Raw genomic sequence first — 15198 nt, 5'->3', positions numbered from 1 at the left:
GAGCGGCGGATGACAAATCTGTCAGGTAGCGGCGGGGCAGCGCTGGCAGGCAAACCGATGTCGGAACCAGGCAATCGTTCCCGGCGGTCGATGCCTAGGGTGGCGAACCCTCACCGAAACGATCTGGAGCCGACATGTCCGATTTCATTACCGTGCTGCGCGACACCTGCCCGACGCCCGTGCTGGATGCCACCAGGTGGCAACGCATCGGCGGTGACCCGCACACCGTCAACCTCAACGCCTACCTGTCGGCGGACGGCAGCAAGATCATGGGCACCTGGATCTGCACCCCCGGCAAGTTCGAGGTGAACTACGAGAAGTGGGAGTACTGCCATTTCCTCGACGGCTACTGCGTCATCACCCCCGAGGGCGAGCAGCCGATCCATCTGCGCGCCGGCGATGTCTTCGTCATCGAGCCGGGCATGAAGGGCACCTGGGAAGTGGTGGAGACGGTTCGCAAGTACTTCGTCTTCGCCTGACCACGCGGGTATGAAAAAGGGAGCCGACAGGCTCCCTTTTTGCGTATTGGACGGCTCACTGCGGGCCGTCGCTGACCGACCAGCTGGTCGCCGATACATAGGGCGCCAGTGCCAGTTCGCCGACCAGGGCTTCCAGCAGACTGTCCTTGTCGCTGGGGGCCAATACCAGCGCGGCCACCTCCACTTCGCCGCCGGTCTTGCGCGCGTGGCTCTCCAGGCTTTGCAGGGCCAGGCCGTTGGCACTCAGGCGGCGTAGCAGGGTGGAACGCACCAGCGCTTCCTGGTGGGCCTCGGTGACGGCCTCGACCGTGTAGTAGCGCTCGCTGCTCGGTTCTATCTGCGCGTGACGCTGGATCCAGCGTGTCACCGAGGGCAGTGTCAGGTTGCACAGCACAATCAGCAGGGTGGCGACCAGCGCTGCCGCGAGGAAGCCGCTGCCGGCCAGCACGCCCACCGCCCCGGTGCACCAGATCGTCGCCGCGGTACTCAGGCCGCGCACGCTGAGGCCGTCGCGCATGATCACGCCGGCGCCGAGGAAGCCGATGCCGGTGACCACCTGTGCCGACATGCGCACCACCTGGTCCTCCGCGCCCATGAGGAAGGGCAGGGTGGCGAAGGTAGCGGCGCCGAGGGAGACCAGCCCGTGGGTGGCGACCCCGGTGAAGCGCTGACGCCACTGGCGCTCCATGCCGATCAGCGCGCCGAAGCAGAGCGCTGCGAAGAGGTCGAGGATGATGTCGAAGTACATGCCGTTGTGCTCCGCGCCGGCCTTGCGCCGGCGCCCGTGGGGAGGGTGCGTGCCCCCTGCGATGGTTGAAGATACGGCCAGTCTACCGGGCCGCGCAGTGTTGCAGGCTGATGTTGCGCAGGGTGGCAGCAGCCTGCAGAGCGAGGGCGCGCCTGGTTCCTGCTCGCGAATGCCGCTGCCGGCAACTCCGGCGTTGAGCGGTCCGCGAGCAAGCTCGCTCCCACAAATGCGCGGCGTGGCGGATGCGACCGGTTTGGGCGTTCGGGTGGGGAATGGGTAGAGTGGCGGTCCCTTTCACCGGAAGAGAGTTGGCAAGATGGTCACCTGTTACCTGCGCTACGTGCTGGACCCGTACAAGCTCAAGGAGTTCGAACATTACGGCCGGTTGTGGATTCCGCTGGTGGAACGCTTCGGCGGCCAGCACCACGGCTACTTCCTGCCCTCCGAAGGGGCCAGCAACATTGCCCTGGCGATGTTCACCTTCCCCAGCCTGGCCGACTACGAGCGCTACCGGCAGCAGTCCATGGACGATGCCGACTGCCAGGCCGCGTTCCGCTACGCCGAGGAAACTCGCTGCATCCTCAGCTACGAGCGGAGTTTCTTCCGGCCAGTGTTCGGCGGCTGATCAGTCTGCGAAATAGCTGTTCGCCATGCGTCGGCCTTGCCGGTGGAGCACCCTGTAGGAGCGGGCACGGAGTCATTCGGCCGGTATCCCGTGACTGGACTCATCGCGGACGAAGTCCGCTCCTACACGGGTATCAGGTTCGGTAGGAGCGGACTCTGTCCGCGATCGCCATCTGCCGGCAGAGGAGCAGCATCGTAGGGCGCATAACGCCGGAGGCGTTATCCGCCATGGCGGCGGATAACCCGTTCCGGGTTATGCGCCCTACGTGAAGCGGAACCAAGGTGGTGAATCAGCGCCGCGCCGTTACCTCGCCGCTCCAGCCACCGCCGAGGGCGCGGAACAGGTCCACCAGCGCAATCTGCCGCTGGGTGCTGGTCTCGATGTAGGCCGACTCGTTGACGAAGTTGCTGCGCTGCGCGTCGAGGTAGCGCAGGTGGCTGTCCACGCCGCCTTCATAGCGCGCCTTGGCCAGCTTCAGCGTCTCGTTGGTGGTGTTGGCCAGTGCGCGGCGTGCCGCTTCCTCGCGGCGCAGGGTGTCGGTCGCCGCGAGCGCGTCGGCGACTTCGCGGAACGCCGTCTGGATGGTCCCTTCGTAGGCGGCCACGGCGGAGTCCTTGCGCACCTTGGCCAGGTCGAGGTTGGCGCTGTTGCGCCCCGCGTCGAAGATCGGCAGCGACAGGGTCGGCACGAAACTCCACGAACGCGAGCCACCGTCGAACAACCCGGACATTTCCGCACTGGACGTACCGAAGCTGCCGGTCAGGCTGATGCGCGGGAAGAACGCCGCGCGGGCTGCGCCAATGTCGGCGTTGCGCGCCTTGAGCACGTGCTCGGCGGCGAGGATGTCCGGGCGCCGCTCGATCAGCTCCGAAGGCGTGCCGGGGGCGATGTCCTGGATCAGCATCGGTTTGTCCTGCGGCAGCTGCGGGATGCGCTTGGCCGCATCGGCGGTACCGAGCAGCAGCACCAGGGCATTGAGCGCCTGCTGTTTCTGCCGGGCATTGCTTTCCAGCTCGGCGCGCGACTGCTCGACCAGCCCCAGCGCTTCCTGGTAGTCCAGCGCGGTGGCCGCACCCGCCGAGCGCCGTTGGCTGATCAGGCCGAGCGAATCCTCGCGGCTGGCCAGGGTCTGCTCGGTGAGCTGCAGACGGCGCTGTGCACCGTCATAGGTGAGATAGGCCTGGCTGACCTCGGCGATCAGTGCGATGCGCGCGCTGCGGGCGGCTGCCTCGGTGGAGAGGTATTGCTCCAGCGCGGCGTCGGTCAGGCTCTTCACCCGGCCGAACAGGTCCAGCTCGTACTCGGGCAGTGCGAGGCCGACCTGATAGCTGCTGCTCACCGCCGAGCTACCGGTGTTGGACAGATCGCCCGGCAGCCGCTGGCGATTGCCGTTGGCCGCGGCGTTCAGCCCCGGCACGCGCTCCGAACGCTGGATGCGGTACTGCGCGCGGGCCTGTTCGATGTCCAGCAGGGTCTGGCGCAGCGAGCGGTTGTTGTCCAGGGCGACGCCCACCAGATTGCGCAGCTCGCTGTCGACGATGAAGGTCTGCCAGTCGAGGTTACTGGCGGCCTGGCCGGTCTTCGCGGCCGGGCTGTTCCAGCTCGACGCCACCGGTGCTTCGGGGCGTTCGTAGGTGGGCGCCATCGAGCAGCCGGCCAGGCTCAGCGCCAGCAGCAAGGCGCAGGCAGGTTTATGCAGGGCGGTCATTGCGCGACCTCCGACGGTTGTTGCGCAGGTTTAGGTTGGCGACGCAGCAGCGACAGCAGCCAGACGAAGCAGATGGGCACGAAGATCACCCCCAGCAGCGTGGCGCTGAGCATCCCGCCGATCACCCCGGTACCCAGGGCGCGCTGGCTCGCTGCGCCGGCGCCGCTGGCGACCACCAGCGGCACCACGCCGAGGATGAAGGCCATGGAGGTCATGATGATCGGGCGGAAGCGCAGGCGCGCGGCCTGGATGGCGGCGTCGCGCAGGCTGTGGCCCTGTTCCCAGAGCTCCTTGGCGAACTCGACGATGAGGATCGCGTTCTTCGCTGCGAGGCCGATGACGGTGATCAGGCCGACCTTGAAGTACACGTCGTTGGGCAGCCCGGTGACCGTGACCGCCAATACCGCGCCGAGGGCGCCGATGGGCACGATGAGCATCACCGACAGCGGGATCGCCCAGCTCTCGTAGAGCGCCACCAGCAGCAGGAACACTACGAGGATGGCGAGGGCGAACAGCTGGCTGGCCTGGCCGCTGGCTACCTTCTCCTGGTAGGACAGGCCAGTCCACTCGTAGCCGATGCCGGCCGGCAGCTCGGAGGCCAGGCGCTGCATCTCGGCCATGGCTTCGCCGGTACTCACACCGGGTGCGGCGTCGCCGGCGATACGGATCGACGGGTAACCGTTGTAGCGCGCCAGCTGCACCGGGCCTTCTTCCCAGCGGGTGCTGACGAAGGCGGACAGCGGCACCAGTTCGCCGCTGGCATTGGGCACGTAGAGCTTGAGCACGGCTTCCGGGGTCATCCGGTCGCCCTGTTCGGCCTGCACCACCACACGTTGCTGGCGGCCGGCGTTGGCGAAGTCGTTGATCACCGAGGAGCCGAAGGCAGTGGACAGCGCACTGCTGATGGACTCGAAGCTGACACCCAGGGTGCGTGCCTTCTCGCGGTCGATCTCGACGCGCAGCTGCGGCGCCTCGGCGAGACCTTCCATCATCGCGTAGAGGATCTTCGAGTTGCCGTTGGCCTGTCCGAGCAACTGGTCGCGGGCCGCCAGCAGTGCCTCGCGGCCGAGGCCGGCGCGGTCCTGCAGGCGCAGCGAGAAGCCACCGGAGTTGCCCAGGCCGTCGATCGGCGGCGGGGTCACGGCCATGATCGCGCCGTCGCTGATGCCGGCGAAACGCTCGTTCACCGCGGCGGTTTCCGCCTCGGCCGACTGCGACTTGTCGCGCACGGACCAGTCCTTCAGGGTCGGGAAGGCCAGCGCGGCGTTCTCGCCCATCCCGGAGAAGCTGAAGCCCATCACCAGGAAGGACGAGGCCACGGCTTCACGCGAAGCGAGGAACTTCTCCAGCTCCTGGCCGGTGACGTCGGCCCGCGCGCGGGTGGCGCCCGGCGGCAGCTGGATGTCGACGATCATGTAGCCCTGGTCTTCCACCGGCACGAAGGATTCCGGCAGGCGCAGGTAGCTGTAGCCGAGCAGGGCGAGGATGCCGGCGTAGATCAGCATGTAGCGCCCGGCGCGTTTCACCAGCGCGCTGTTGAGCCGCGTGTAGCGCTCGGTCAGGCGCGTGAAGCCACGGTTGAAGGCGCCGAAGAAGCCGCGCTTCTCGTGATGGCCTGCCGGGATCGGCTTGAGCAGCGTGGCGCACAGCGCCGGGGTGAAGGTCAGGGCGAGGAAGCCGGAGAACAGGATCGACACCGCCAGCGACAGGGAGAACTGCTGGTAGATGACACCCACCGAGCCGGCCATGAAGGCCAGTGGCAGGAACACCGCCGAGAGCACCAGGGTGATGCCGATGATCGCACCGGAGACCTGGCCCATCGCCTTGACCGTGGCCTTCGCCGGGGACAGGCCTTCCTCGGCCATGATCCGCTCGACGTTCTCCACCACGACGATGGCGTCGTCCACCAGGATGCCGATGGCCAGCACCATGCCGAACATGGTCATCATGTTCACCGAGAAGCCCAGCAGGTACATCATCGTCAGCGTGCCCAGCAGGCACACCGGCACGACGATGGCCGGGATCAGGGTGTAGCGCACGTTCTGCAGGAACAGGAACATCACGAGGAACACCAGCACCATGGCTTCGAGCAGGGTGTGGATGACCTTCTCGATGGCCACGTCGACGAAGCGCGAGGTGTCGTAGGGCACCGAGTACTCGACGTCGTCGGGGAAGTTCACCGACAGCTCGGCCAGGCGCTCCTTCACCAGGGCGGCGGTCTGCAGGGCGTTGGCGCCGGGGGAGAGCTGGATGGCGCCGGCCACGGTGGGCTTGCCGTCCAGACGGGCGGTGAAGTTGTAGCTTTCGCTGCCGACTTCCAGGCGAGCCACGTCGGCCAGCTTCACGCTGGAGCCGTCCGGATTGGCGCGCAGGACGATGCGGCCGAACTCCGCCGGGTCGTCCAGGGTGCCCTTCACGGCGAGGGTGGCGGTCAGCTCCTGCTCGGTGCTGCCGGGGGAGGCGCCGAAGCTGCCGGCCGGTACCTGCACGTTCTGCCCGCGAATGGCGTTGCCCACGTCATCGATGGAGAGGCCATAGCCGACCAGCTTCTGCGGGTCGATCCACACGCGCATGGCGGCTTCGGAGGAGAAGAACTGCAGCTTGCCGACGCCCTGGACGCGACGCAGCTCGTTGTTGATGTTGCGCGCGGCGTAGTCGCCCAGGGCGGTGGTATCGGTGCGCTGGGAGCCTTCCTTGTAATTCAGCGCGTAGATCAGCAGGAAGCCGGCGCTGGTCTGCTCGACCTCCAGCCCCTGCGTGAGTACGGCCTGGGGCATGCGTGCCTCGGCCTTCTTCAGGCGGTTCTGCACGTCCACCTGGGCCAGCTCGGGATTAGTGCCGGGCTGGAAGGTGACCACCACTTCGGCCATGCCGTTGGAGTTGCTGGTGGATTCGAAGTAGAGCAGGCCCTTGGCGCCGTTGAGCTCCTCCTCGATCACGCTGGTGACCGAGTCCACCAGCACCTGCGCCGAGGCGCCGGGGTAGGTGGCGGTGACAGTGATCTGCGGCGGCGCCACGCTGGGGTACTGCGCAACCGGCAGCAGCGGAATCGCCAGCAGGCCGGCCAGGGAAATGAACAGCGCCACCACCCACGCGAAGTTGGGGCGCTTGATGAAGAACAGTGACATGGGGAATTCCTCGCGACGATGCTCGCCTTACTGACGCGACGCCTGCTGTTGCTCAGGGGCGTGACGGGCCTCGACCTTGGCGCCGGGCTGCAGGCCGGTGAGGCCGCCGACTATCACCTGGTCGCCGCTGGCCAGGCCCTGGCTGATCTGCCAGCGCGCGCCCTGCATGGCGCCGGTCTGTACCTGGCGCGTCTCGACACGACTCTCGGCACCGATCACCAGCACGTGTGCGGTTCCATCGGTGGCACGCTGCACGGCGCGCTGCGGCACGAGGATGGCCTTGGCGTCGGTACCCTGGGGGGCGGTGACGCGCACGTACATGCCTGGCAGCAACAGACCGTCGGCGTTGTCGAACTTGCCGCGCAGCGAAACCTGGCCGGTGCCGCGGTCCACCGAGATGTCGGTGAACAGCAGTTCGCCCTTGCGTTCGTATTGCGTGCCTTCCACGCGCAGGCTCAGCGCCTGGCTCTGGCCAGCGGGGAGGTTGCCGCTCTTCAGCGCTTCACGCAGGCGCAGGGCATCGGCCACCGGCTGGGTGAAGTCGGCATAGATCGGGTCGAGTTGCTGGATGCGCGCCATCAGCGTGGCGTCACCCTGGCCGACCAGCGCCCCTTCGGTCGCCAGCGCGCGGCCGATACGCCCGGAGATCGGCGCCTTGACCGAGGCGTAGCCCAGGTTCAAGCGCGCGGTTTCCAGGTCGGCCTGGGCCGAGCGCACGGAGGCCTGGGCACTGCGCAGGTCGGCGGTGGCGGTGTCGAAGTCCTGCTGGCTGACCGCTTCGATCTTCACCAGCGGCTCGTAGCGTTTCACCCGTGCCTGGGCTTCCTGCTGCGCGGCCTGGGCGCGCGCCAGTTCGCCTTCGGCGCGGGACACAGCGGCCTTCAGCGGCGCCGGGTCGATCTGGAACAGCAGGTCACCGGCCTTGACGTCGGCGCCTTCCTCGAAGCGCTTCTGCATCACGATGCCCGCCACCCGCGCCCGCACCTCGGCGACGCGCATCGGCTCGATGCGTCCCGGCAACTCCGAGGTCAGGGTGAGGGGTTCGGTCGCGACCGCTACCACATCCACCGGGCGTGCCGTTTCGTCGGCCGCCTGAGGTTCGCCGGATTGTCCGCAACCCGCCAGCGCCAGCGCTGCCACCAACGCACTGATTGTCCCTACTGCACGCAACCTGCCCATGATTCACCCGGGTCTGTCTATCTGGAAAGGTGCGTATGATCCTTTTAAACTCAAAATGAGTCAATAATGTCTCATTTGCTTCCGTGGTGTATAAAATGTGTCATGACCTTTCAAAAGAGAGGTCTTTTTCTGCACAATGAGACGATCCGCCACCTGACACGAGGCCCCGAATGACTCTCTCCGCCCACGATGAACGTCTGCTCAAGGCGCTGGCCGTCGCCATCGTCGACCGCCCGCGGGCGACGCTCAAGGAGCTGGCGGAGTCGGCGGGGGTGAGCAAGGCCACGCTGCATCGCTTCTGCGGTACCCGCGACGGGCTGATGGAGATGCTCGAGGACTATGGCCATGTGGTGATCCGGCAGATCCTCGAGGCTTCGCAGCTGCAACAGGCAGAACCCCTGGAGGCGCTGCGCCAACTTATCGCAGAGCACCTTCGGCACCGCGACATGCTGAACTTCCTGCTGTTCCAGTACCGCGCCGAGAACCTCGACATGCAGGCGACGACCGAGCGCTGGGGCTACTACACCGAGGCGGTGGATGCCTTCTTCCTGCGCGGCCAGCAGAGCGGCAGGTTCCGCATCGACATCACCGCCGCCGTGTTCACCGAACTCTTCCTCTCCATGCTCTACGGCATGGTCGACGCCGAGCGCTATGGCCGCGCGGCCAGCTCCAGCTCCGCCCATGTGCTGGAGCAGCTGTTCCTCAACGGGGCGCTGGTCAAGACCCCTACCTGAACCTGCGGTGCAGGGAAGGGCGCGGGACTGGCGGGTGGCTGGGCAGGGCGGTTTTCCGTACCATTGCCGGCCCTTCGAAGTCCCCGTTCCGAGTAGCTAAATGAAACCCGCCCGCCTGCGTGCCGATGTCCTGGCCGGACTCACCACGTCCTTCGCGCTGGTGCCCGAGTGCATCGCCTTCGCCCTGGTCGCCCACCTCAACCCGCTGATGGGGCTGTACGGCGCCTTCATCCTCTGCACGCTCACAGCACTGTTCGGTGGCCGTCCCGGCATGGTTTCCGGCGCTGCCGGCTCGATGGCGGTGGTGATCGTTGCACTGGTGGTGCAGCACGGCGTGCAGTACCTGCTGGCCACGGTGTTGCTTGGTGGTGTGGTGATGATCCTGTTCGGCGTGCTGCGCCTGGGCAAACTGGTGCGCATGGTGCCGCACCCGGTGATGCTCGGCTTCGTCAACGGCCTGGCGATCGTCATCGCCATGGCGCAACTGGAGCATTTCAAGGACGGCGAGCACTGGCTCAGCGGCAACCCGCTGTATGTGATGCTGGGGCTGGTTGCACTGACCATGGCAGTGGTCTATCTGCTGCCGAAGCTGACCCGCACGGTGCCGCCGGCGCTGGTGGCGATCCTCGGCGTGGGTCTGCTGGTCTACCTGCTGGGCCTGCCGACCCGCACCCTGGGCGACATGGCGCACATCGCCGGCGGCCTGCCGCCGTTCGCGCTGCCGGACATCCCCTGGAACCTGGATACCCTGCGGATCATTGCGCCCTATGCCTTCCTGATGGCCATGGTCGGCATCCTGGAAACCCTGCTGACCCTCAACCTCACCGACGAGATCACCGAGAGCCGCGGCTTCCCGGACCGCGAGTGTGTGGCGCTGGGTGGCGCCAACATCGTTTCCGGTCTATTCGGCGGCATGGGCGGCTGCGCGATGATCGGCCAGACGGTGATCAACCTCAGCTCCGGTGGCCGTGGTCGGCTTTCCGGCGTTGTCGCCGGGGTGATGATCCTGCTGTTCGTGCTGTTCCTCTCACCCTTGATCGAGCGGATTCCGCTGGCGGCGCTGGTGGGCGTGATGTTCGTGGTGTCCCAGCAGACCTTCGCCTGGGCCTCGCTGCGGGTACTGAACAAGGTGCCGCTGAGCGATGTGCTGGTGATCATTGCGGTGACCGCCATCACTGTCGCCACCGATCTGGCCACCGCCGTGTTCTGCGGGATCATCCTGGCGGCACTGGATTTCGCCTGGAAGCATGCCCGCGAGCTGTACGCCGATGTGCACGAAGAAGCCGATGGCAGCAAGCTGTACCGCGTCCACGGCACGCTGTTCTTTGCCTCCACCACGCCCTTCCTCAACCAGTTCGACCCGGCGGGTGACCCGCAGCAGGTCACGCTGGACTGCGCGCACCTGAGCTTCGTCGACTACTCGGCCATCGCGGCGCTGATAACCTTGCGCGAGCGCTACGCCAAGGCTGGCAAGCACCTGCGCGTGGTGCACCTGTCCGAGCGCTGCAAGCAGTTGCTCAAGCGAGCCGGCGCGCAACACGCCTGAGTTTCGGCGCAGGATTTCATCCGCGATGCGGCCTGACGGCGATCGCGGACGGAGTCCGTTTCCACGCCACGTTCAACTGCCAGCAGGGTGCCTGAACCTGTAGGAGCGAGCTTGCTCGCGAACGCAGTATCCGGGGGCGCTGGAGCTGGGCGGTTCGCGAGCAAGCTCGCTCCTGCAAAAGCTACGCGGGTTCGCCGTTGAGCTCCTGCCAAACGCATTCGAGCGCATCCGCATCCAGCAGCAGTTGGCGCGCGGCGCAGCGGATGCGCCGGGCCTGTTCGTCGGTGACGTTGCAGGAGCACAGTTCGCGAAGCAGCTCGGCGGCGACCTCGTTGTTGAAGGATGTGGTGCGCACGGCGCGCAGGATCTGGTTGTCATGGATTTGCATGGCGCTCTCCCTCAGGGGCATGAATAAAAACAGCGAGGCGCCCGGAGGGGGCCTCGCCGGTCAGTGATCAATGTTCAGAATTTCACCTTGATACCCAGGATGCCTTCGTAGCTGCGGCCCTCACCATCGAAGGATTTCTGAATGCCGAGACCACCGGTCAGACTGGTACGGTCGTCGAGCTGGTAGTCCACCCCCAGGTTCAGTTCGCCCCAGGTGCCGTCCATGTCGGTGCCGAAGGGGATGTAGCCGTTGGCCGAGGAGAACTCGGTCTTGGCCTTGCCTTTGAACTCGTGCCAGACGCTCGGCCGTACCCAGGCGTTGGTGCGATGGATACGCCCCTTGTCATCCTCGCGGAACCAGTCCTTGTCGACCCGCACGCCCAGGCGGCCGGTGAGGGAGTCGACGTCCTCGAAGTGCACGTCGGCGGCGTCGTCGTGGCTGTCATCGAGTTTCAGCCGGCTGGCGATCAGCTGGGCCTGCGGCTCGAGGTGGAGGGTCTTGTCACGGTTGAGTTTGAACGGGTAGCCGCCTTCCAGCGATGCGGTGACGCCATGGCCGCGGCTCTTCAGGGAGTCGGCGTCGTTGGCGCGGGCCTGCATGTCGAAGCGGTTGAACTGCAGCACGCCGTCCAGGTACCAGCCTTTCGGGCCGAAGTGCGTCCAGTAGCCGCCGATGCCGTAGGAGCGCAGGGTGTCGTCGCCGGCGCCCTGGCCGTCGGTATGCTCTACATTGCCCTTGATGCGCCCGGCCTGCAGCGACAGACCGGCCTGGTTGGTGCTGCCGTCGCTGTCCTCGTTGCGGTAGAGGTCGGCGCCCACCTGGAAGGCCTGGATGCGGTAGTCGTAATCGGCGCCACCGGGCAGGCCGTCCTTGCCCTTCTGGTAGATCAGCCGGCCCCAGCCCAGGGACGGGCCGTAGGTATCGGTTGCTTCGCTGGGCAGAGGATCGGTGGCGTTGCGCCGTTCTTCTCCCACTCGCTCGTGCAGTGTGTCGACCAGGGCGCGGCTGTAGTTCAGTGCCATGGCGGGGAGGGCGCTGTACAGCGAGGTTTCCGCGCGGTAGTTGGGTACCTGCGGCGCAGGCGCAGGGGCCGGGTCGGTCGGTGCGTCGGGAGTGACGGGGGTGATGGGGTCGATGGGAGCGACCGGGTCGGCTGGATCGACAGGGGTGACGGGATCGACCGGATCAACTGGATCGACCGGAGCAGCATCCTTCGTCGAGCGCAGGTACCAGGCTTCGCCATTGCTGTCGTCGAGGCTGGCGCGGTGCAGCGTGTATTCGTACGGGCCGGCCTTGACCCGGTTGAGCAGGCGGAAAGCCTCGGCATCGGTGGTGCCGCCGTTCACCGCATCGACCACCTTGATGCCGTTGCCTTCGGTCAGCGCGCCGGGGCCGCCGGCGTTCTTGATCCGCAGGTTGCTTTCGCCGGTGGCCTGGCCGCCGTCGATCACCAGTTGGTCGGAGGGCGAGTCGTCCTTGTACAGGTAGGTGTTCAGCGCGAGGGTGCCGTTTGCGCCGTGGTAGTCATTGACGCTGAGCTGCTTGTAGCCGCCGTCGGCGCTGAAGTCGATCAGGCTGGCGTCGTTGCGCAGGCTGCTCAGGTTCGAATCGCCGGTGAGCTGCCACAGGCTGGTGTCACGCAGGGTCACGTCCGAGTGGCTGCCGGCCGCGGTTTTCGCCGTGCCGGTGACCAGGGAGGACGACAGGTCCAGTCGGGCGTCGCCAGCGGCGTCCTGGCTGGTGCCGATGCCTTGCCACTGGCCGGTACCCATGTCCGGAACGCTGCTGCCATCGCTGGCCACCGAGCGGTCCACGTTCAGCCACTGGCCACTGCCGCCGGCGAGGGAACGGCTGAGGGCGATATCGGCGACACCGGCGGTGGCGATGGTGGCGCCGTCGCGGTTGGACAGTGTGGCGCGGTCCATGCGGACCTGGCCCGGAAGCGCTTCGGTTCCCTGCACATAAAGCGCTGCGGATTGCGCACCCTGTACGGCCACCACGACGGATTCGGCGTCGACGCTGCCGCCCTGGCGGGCCACCACGCCGTGGCCGAAGTCGCCCTGGGTATTCACGCTGACGCCATCCAGGCGGGCGCTGGCAGTGTTGTTGGCGAACACCCCCACGGCCTGTTCGCCCTGGGTGCTGACGGCGCTGTTGGTGGCGCTCAGCGCACCGCCGGATTCAGCCCGCAGGCCGTGGGAGCTGGCGCCCAGGGTGGAGATGCTGCTGTCGCTGAGGTCAAGCGTCGCGGTCTCGCTCTTGTACTGTCGGCTGACCATGGCGCCGGCGGCGTGGTCGCCGGAAGTCTGCACGGTGACGTGGCTGGCGGAGAGGCCGACCGTGCCGGGCTTGGCGGAGCCGATGCCGGCGTACAGCCCGACCGAGTACTGGCCTTCGGTTTTCACGCTCAGGTTGTCGAGGATCATGCTGCCGCCATCGTCCACGGCGGCGCCGTAGGCTTGCGAACCCTGGGTCAGCACGCTGGTGCCGTCGGCCACCAGCAGGGCGCCGGGATTGCGCGCGGCCAGGCCGTGAGGAAAGGTGAGGTTGCTGGCCACCGGCGAGCCGTTGCCGGTGGTGGTGACCGAGCCGCCATGCACGATCACCGTGGCACCCAGGTCGGCGACTATGCCCATGGCGTTGTCGTTGCCGTGGGTGGTCACGGTCAGGTTGTTGGCGGTGAGGGTCGAGCCCGGCGCGGCGCTGGAGGAGCTGCCGGCGGCCAGTGCCGTGGAGTAGTTGCCTTGGGTGGTGATGCTGCCGTTGCTGATGGTGGCGCCGGCGCCTTCGCGAATCTGCACGCCGTAACTGGTCTTGGGCGTGGTGTGCACATCGCTGCCGGTCATCTGCAGGCTCGATCCGGCGCCGTCTACCAGCACGCCCGGCGACCAGGGGCCGACGGCGCCGGCCGGCGCATCCACCGAGAGGCTGCTGGCATCGACTGTCGCCGTGGCTCCGCCGGTGATATTGAGGCCGATGGAGCGGTTGCCGTCCACGCTCACCGTGGAGTGGCTCAGGCTGCCGCTGGAACCCGCGCCCTCGATGGAGACCCCGTGGCCGTAGAGCAGGCCATGCACGTCCAGCGTGGCGTGATCGAGCGCCACGCTGCCGCCGCCCATGGCGCGCGCACCGGCGGTCGGGTTGGCGACGCTGCCGGAGCCGCTGATCCTGGCGCTGGAGTGGCTGAGCAGGACATGGCTGCCGCTGCCTTCGGCACGGGCGCCGCCGACGTTGGTACCCGAAATGTCGAGGGAGGAGCCGGTGGCGGTGATGGAGCTGCCGGACAAGGCGTGCAGCGCCGCGGTGGTAGTGGTGGTGGTGGCGCTGCCGGTGACCGCGATGTCCGCATTGCGCAAGGCGATCTGCGCACCGTCCTCGGCTCGTGCGGCGCTGGCGCTGCCGGCGGCGATATCGAGGCTGACGCCTTCGGCGTCGATCAGCGTGCCACTGCCCCCGGCGAGCAGGCCGTGGCTCAGGCTCAGGGATTTCTCGTCATCCACCGGGCTGGCGGAGGAGACTGCCGCCCCGCTGGTATGAATCTGCGTATCGCCAGTCAGGTGGACGGTCGCGCCATTGCGCGCCCAGACACCGACGGAGCCCTTGCCGGTCGTGGTGATCGATCCGCCGTCGAAATCGACCCGCGCAGCATCGGCCAGGACGCCGTGGCCGTTGCCGCCGGCAGTGGTGACGGCAGTGCCGCTGAGGTTGGCGGAGGATCCTCCGTCGACCCGCAGCCCGTAGGCCGAGCCGCCGCTGGTATCGATCGTGCCGCCGCTGGCGGTGAGCGAACTCGCGCCAGTAACCAGTACGCCGTGGGCGCCGCCGGTCGTGGTGCTGCGCACGCCCGTGGTGGTGACGGCGACGTCGTCCAGCCGTGCCTGCGCGCCATTCTCCAGGGTGACGCCGACGCCACCCCAGGACTGCGTGCCCACCGAGCCGCGGTGCATGTCCAACTGGCCGTTGGTGACCACGATCCCGCGATTGTTGTTGCCTTTGGCACCGCCGCCGATCAGTACCTGGGTGTCGCTCAGTTGCGCCGTACCATTGGCGTCGACGCGCACGCCAGTGAGGTCATTGGTGGTGATTGCCACGCTGGCAGCCGTTTTCGGGTCGAGAACGATGCTGCTATCGGTGATCGTCAGCGTATCCCCGGCACCGACCTGCGAACCGGTCTGGCCCTTGGCAGCCGCGGCCGTGGTGGCGGAGTTCTCGATGCGGCCCTGGCTGATGCTGACGGATCCGCTGGCCTTCACGCCCGTGGCGTTGGCGGCGAGAAGCCTGACCGTGGGCTCGGTATGGCTGCCCGTGGTGGCGATGCCGATGCCGCCGGTGGTGGTCACACTGATCGGCGGCGGCGCGCCAAGCAGGGCGCGGCTGGCAAAGGCGGCCGGAGCCTGCTGAACGGCTTGCAGGGCGATATCGAGGTACGAAGCTGGTGCGGGGTCGAACACCGCGCCGGCCTCGGAGGGCTGGTTGAGGTCGTCGGTATCGGCTTCGGTGACGCTGTCTTCGGCTTCCGCCTCGATCACCCGCAGGCTGAACAGGCTGGCCAGGATCAGGCTGATGGCCTGGGCCAGGTGCGAGCGGCGCAAATGCGAGAGGGAGGTTTCCGGCGTGGGTGAACGGCGAGCGGCGTGTGCGATTTTCATGATGCTTCTCCATA

Annotated in this window: 10 protein-coding genes; 4 read left to right on the top strand and 6 right to left on the bottom strand. The window is 67.2% G+C overall.

All coding sequences use genetic code 11. The features are described from left to right. Window positions 1–134: 134 nt before the first annotated feature. On the top strand, window positions 135–479 hold the full coding sequence (locus G4G71_RS16695) for a cupin domain-containing protein (RefSeq protein WP_169939161.1): 345 nt from the start codon (window positions 135–137) through the stop codon (window positions 477–479). Window positions 480–534: 55 nt separating this feature from the next. Here the strand turns inward: G4G71_RS16695 and G4G71_RS16690 are convergent, their stop codons facing one another. Then, window positions 535–1227, bottom strand: coding sequence for an MgtC/SapB family protein (locus G4G71_RS16690; RefSeq protein WP_169939160.1), 693 nt, complete (start codon window positions 1225–1227; stop codon window positions 535–537). 316 nt (window positions 1228–1543) lie between these two features. Here G4G71_RS16690 and G4G71_RS16685 point away from each other — a divergent pair, with 316 nt between their 5' ends. Beyond that, window positions 1544–1852 carry an NIPSNAP family protein gene (locus tag G4G71_RS16685; protein WP_169939159.1) on the top strand — a complete coding sequence of 103 codons (309 nt, stop codon included), beginning with the start codon at window positions 1544–1546 and terminating at the stop codon, window positions 1850–1852. A gap of 289 nt (window positions 1853–2141) precedes the next feature. Here G4G71_RS16685 and G4G71_RS16680 read toward each other — a convergent pair whose 3' ends face one another. From G4G71_RS16680 to G4G71_RS16670, 3 genes are read right to left on the bottom strand one after another with little or no spacing between them, the layout of a single operon-like run. Then, complete coding sequence (locus G4G71_RS16680) at window positions 2142–3551, bottom strand: efflux transporter outer membrane subunit (protein WP_420826019.1); 1410 nt, start codon at window positions 3549–3551, stop codon at window positions 2142–2144. Window positions 3552–3556: 5 nt separating this feature from the next. After that, window positions 3557–6688 carry an efflux RND transporter permease subunit gene (locus tag G4G71_RS16675; protein ID WP_169939157.1) on the bottom strand — a complete coding sequence of 1044 codons (3132 nt, stop codon included), beginning with the start codon at window positions 6686–6688 and terminating at the stop codon, window positions 3557–3559. A 27-nt stretch (window positions 6689–6715) separates the two neighbouring features. Beyond that, window positions 6716–7867, bottom strand: coding sequence for a MexC family multidrug efflux RND transporter periplasmic adaptor subunit (locus G4G71_RS16670; RefSeq protein WP_169939156.1), 1152 nt, complete (start codon window positions 7865–7867; stop codon window positions 6716–6718). Between the two features lie 170 nt (window positions 7868–8037). Between G4G71_RS16670 and G4G71_RS16665 the strand changes: the two genes are divergently transcribed. Both G4G71_RS16665 and G4G71_RS16660 read left to right on the top strand, forming a co-directional pair. Next, on the top strand, window positions 8038–8601 hold the full coding sequence (locus G4G71_RS16665; RefSeq protein ID WP_169939155.1) for a TetR/AcrR family transcriptional regulator: 564 nt from the start codon (window positions 8038–8040) through the stop codon (window positions 8599–8601). Between the two features lie 100 nt (window positions 8602–8701). Continuing rightward, complete coding sequence (locus G4G71_RS16660; protein ID WP_169939154.1) at window positions 8702–10147, top strand: SulP family inorganic anion transporter; 1446 nt, start codon at window positions 8702–8704, stop codon at window positions 10145–10147. Window positions 10148–10328: 181 nt separating this feature from the next. On the opposite strand, the gene G4G71_RS16655 is transcribed toward G4G71_RS16660, so the two are convergent. Both G4G71_RS16655 and G4G71_RS16650 read right to left on the bottom strand, forming a co-directional pair. Further along, entirely contained in the window at window positions 10329–10535 is a 207-nt protein-coding gene (locus tag G4G71_RS16655; RefSeq protein WP_169939153.1) for a hypothetical protein, read from the bottom strand. Between the two features lie 74 nt (window positions 10536–10609). Then, window positions 10610–15184 (bottom strand): autotransporter outer membrane beta-barrel domain-containing protein, encoded by a 4575-nt coding sequence (locus G4G71_RS16650; RefSeq protein ID WP_169939152.1) that lies wholly within the window; start codon window positions 15182–15184, stop codon window positions 10610–10612. Window positions 15185–15198 lie beyond the last annotated feature (14 nt).

Origin of the sequence: Pseudomonas multiresinivorans (genome assembly GCF_012971725.1) — a bacterium.
Taxonomy (GTDB): domain Bacteria; phylum Pseudomonadota; class Gammaproteobacteria; order Pseudomonadales; family Pseudomonadaceae; genus Pseudomonas; species Pseudomonas multiresinivorans.
Note: the sequence above shows the minus strand (reverse complement) of the source record. Positions and strands in the feature narration are given on the sequence as shown.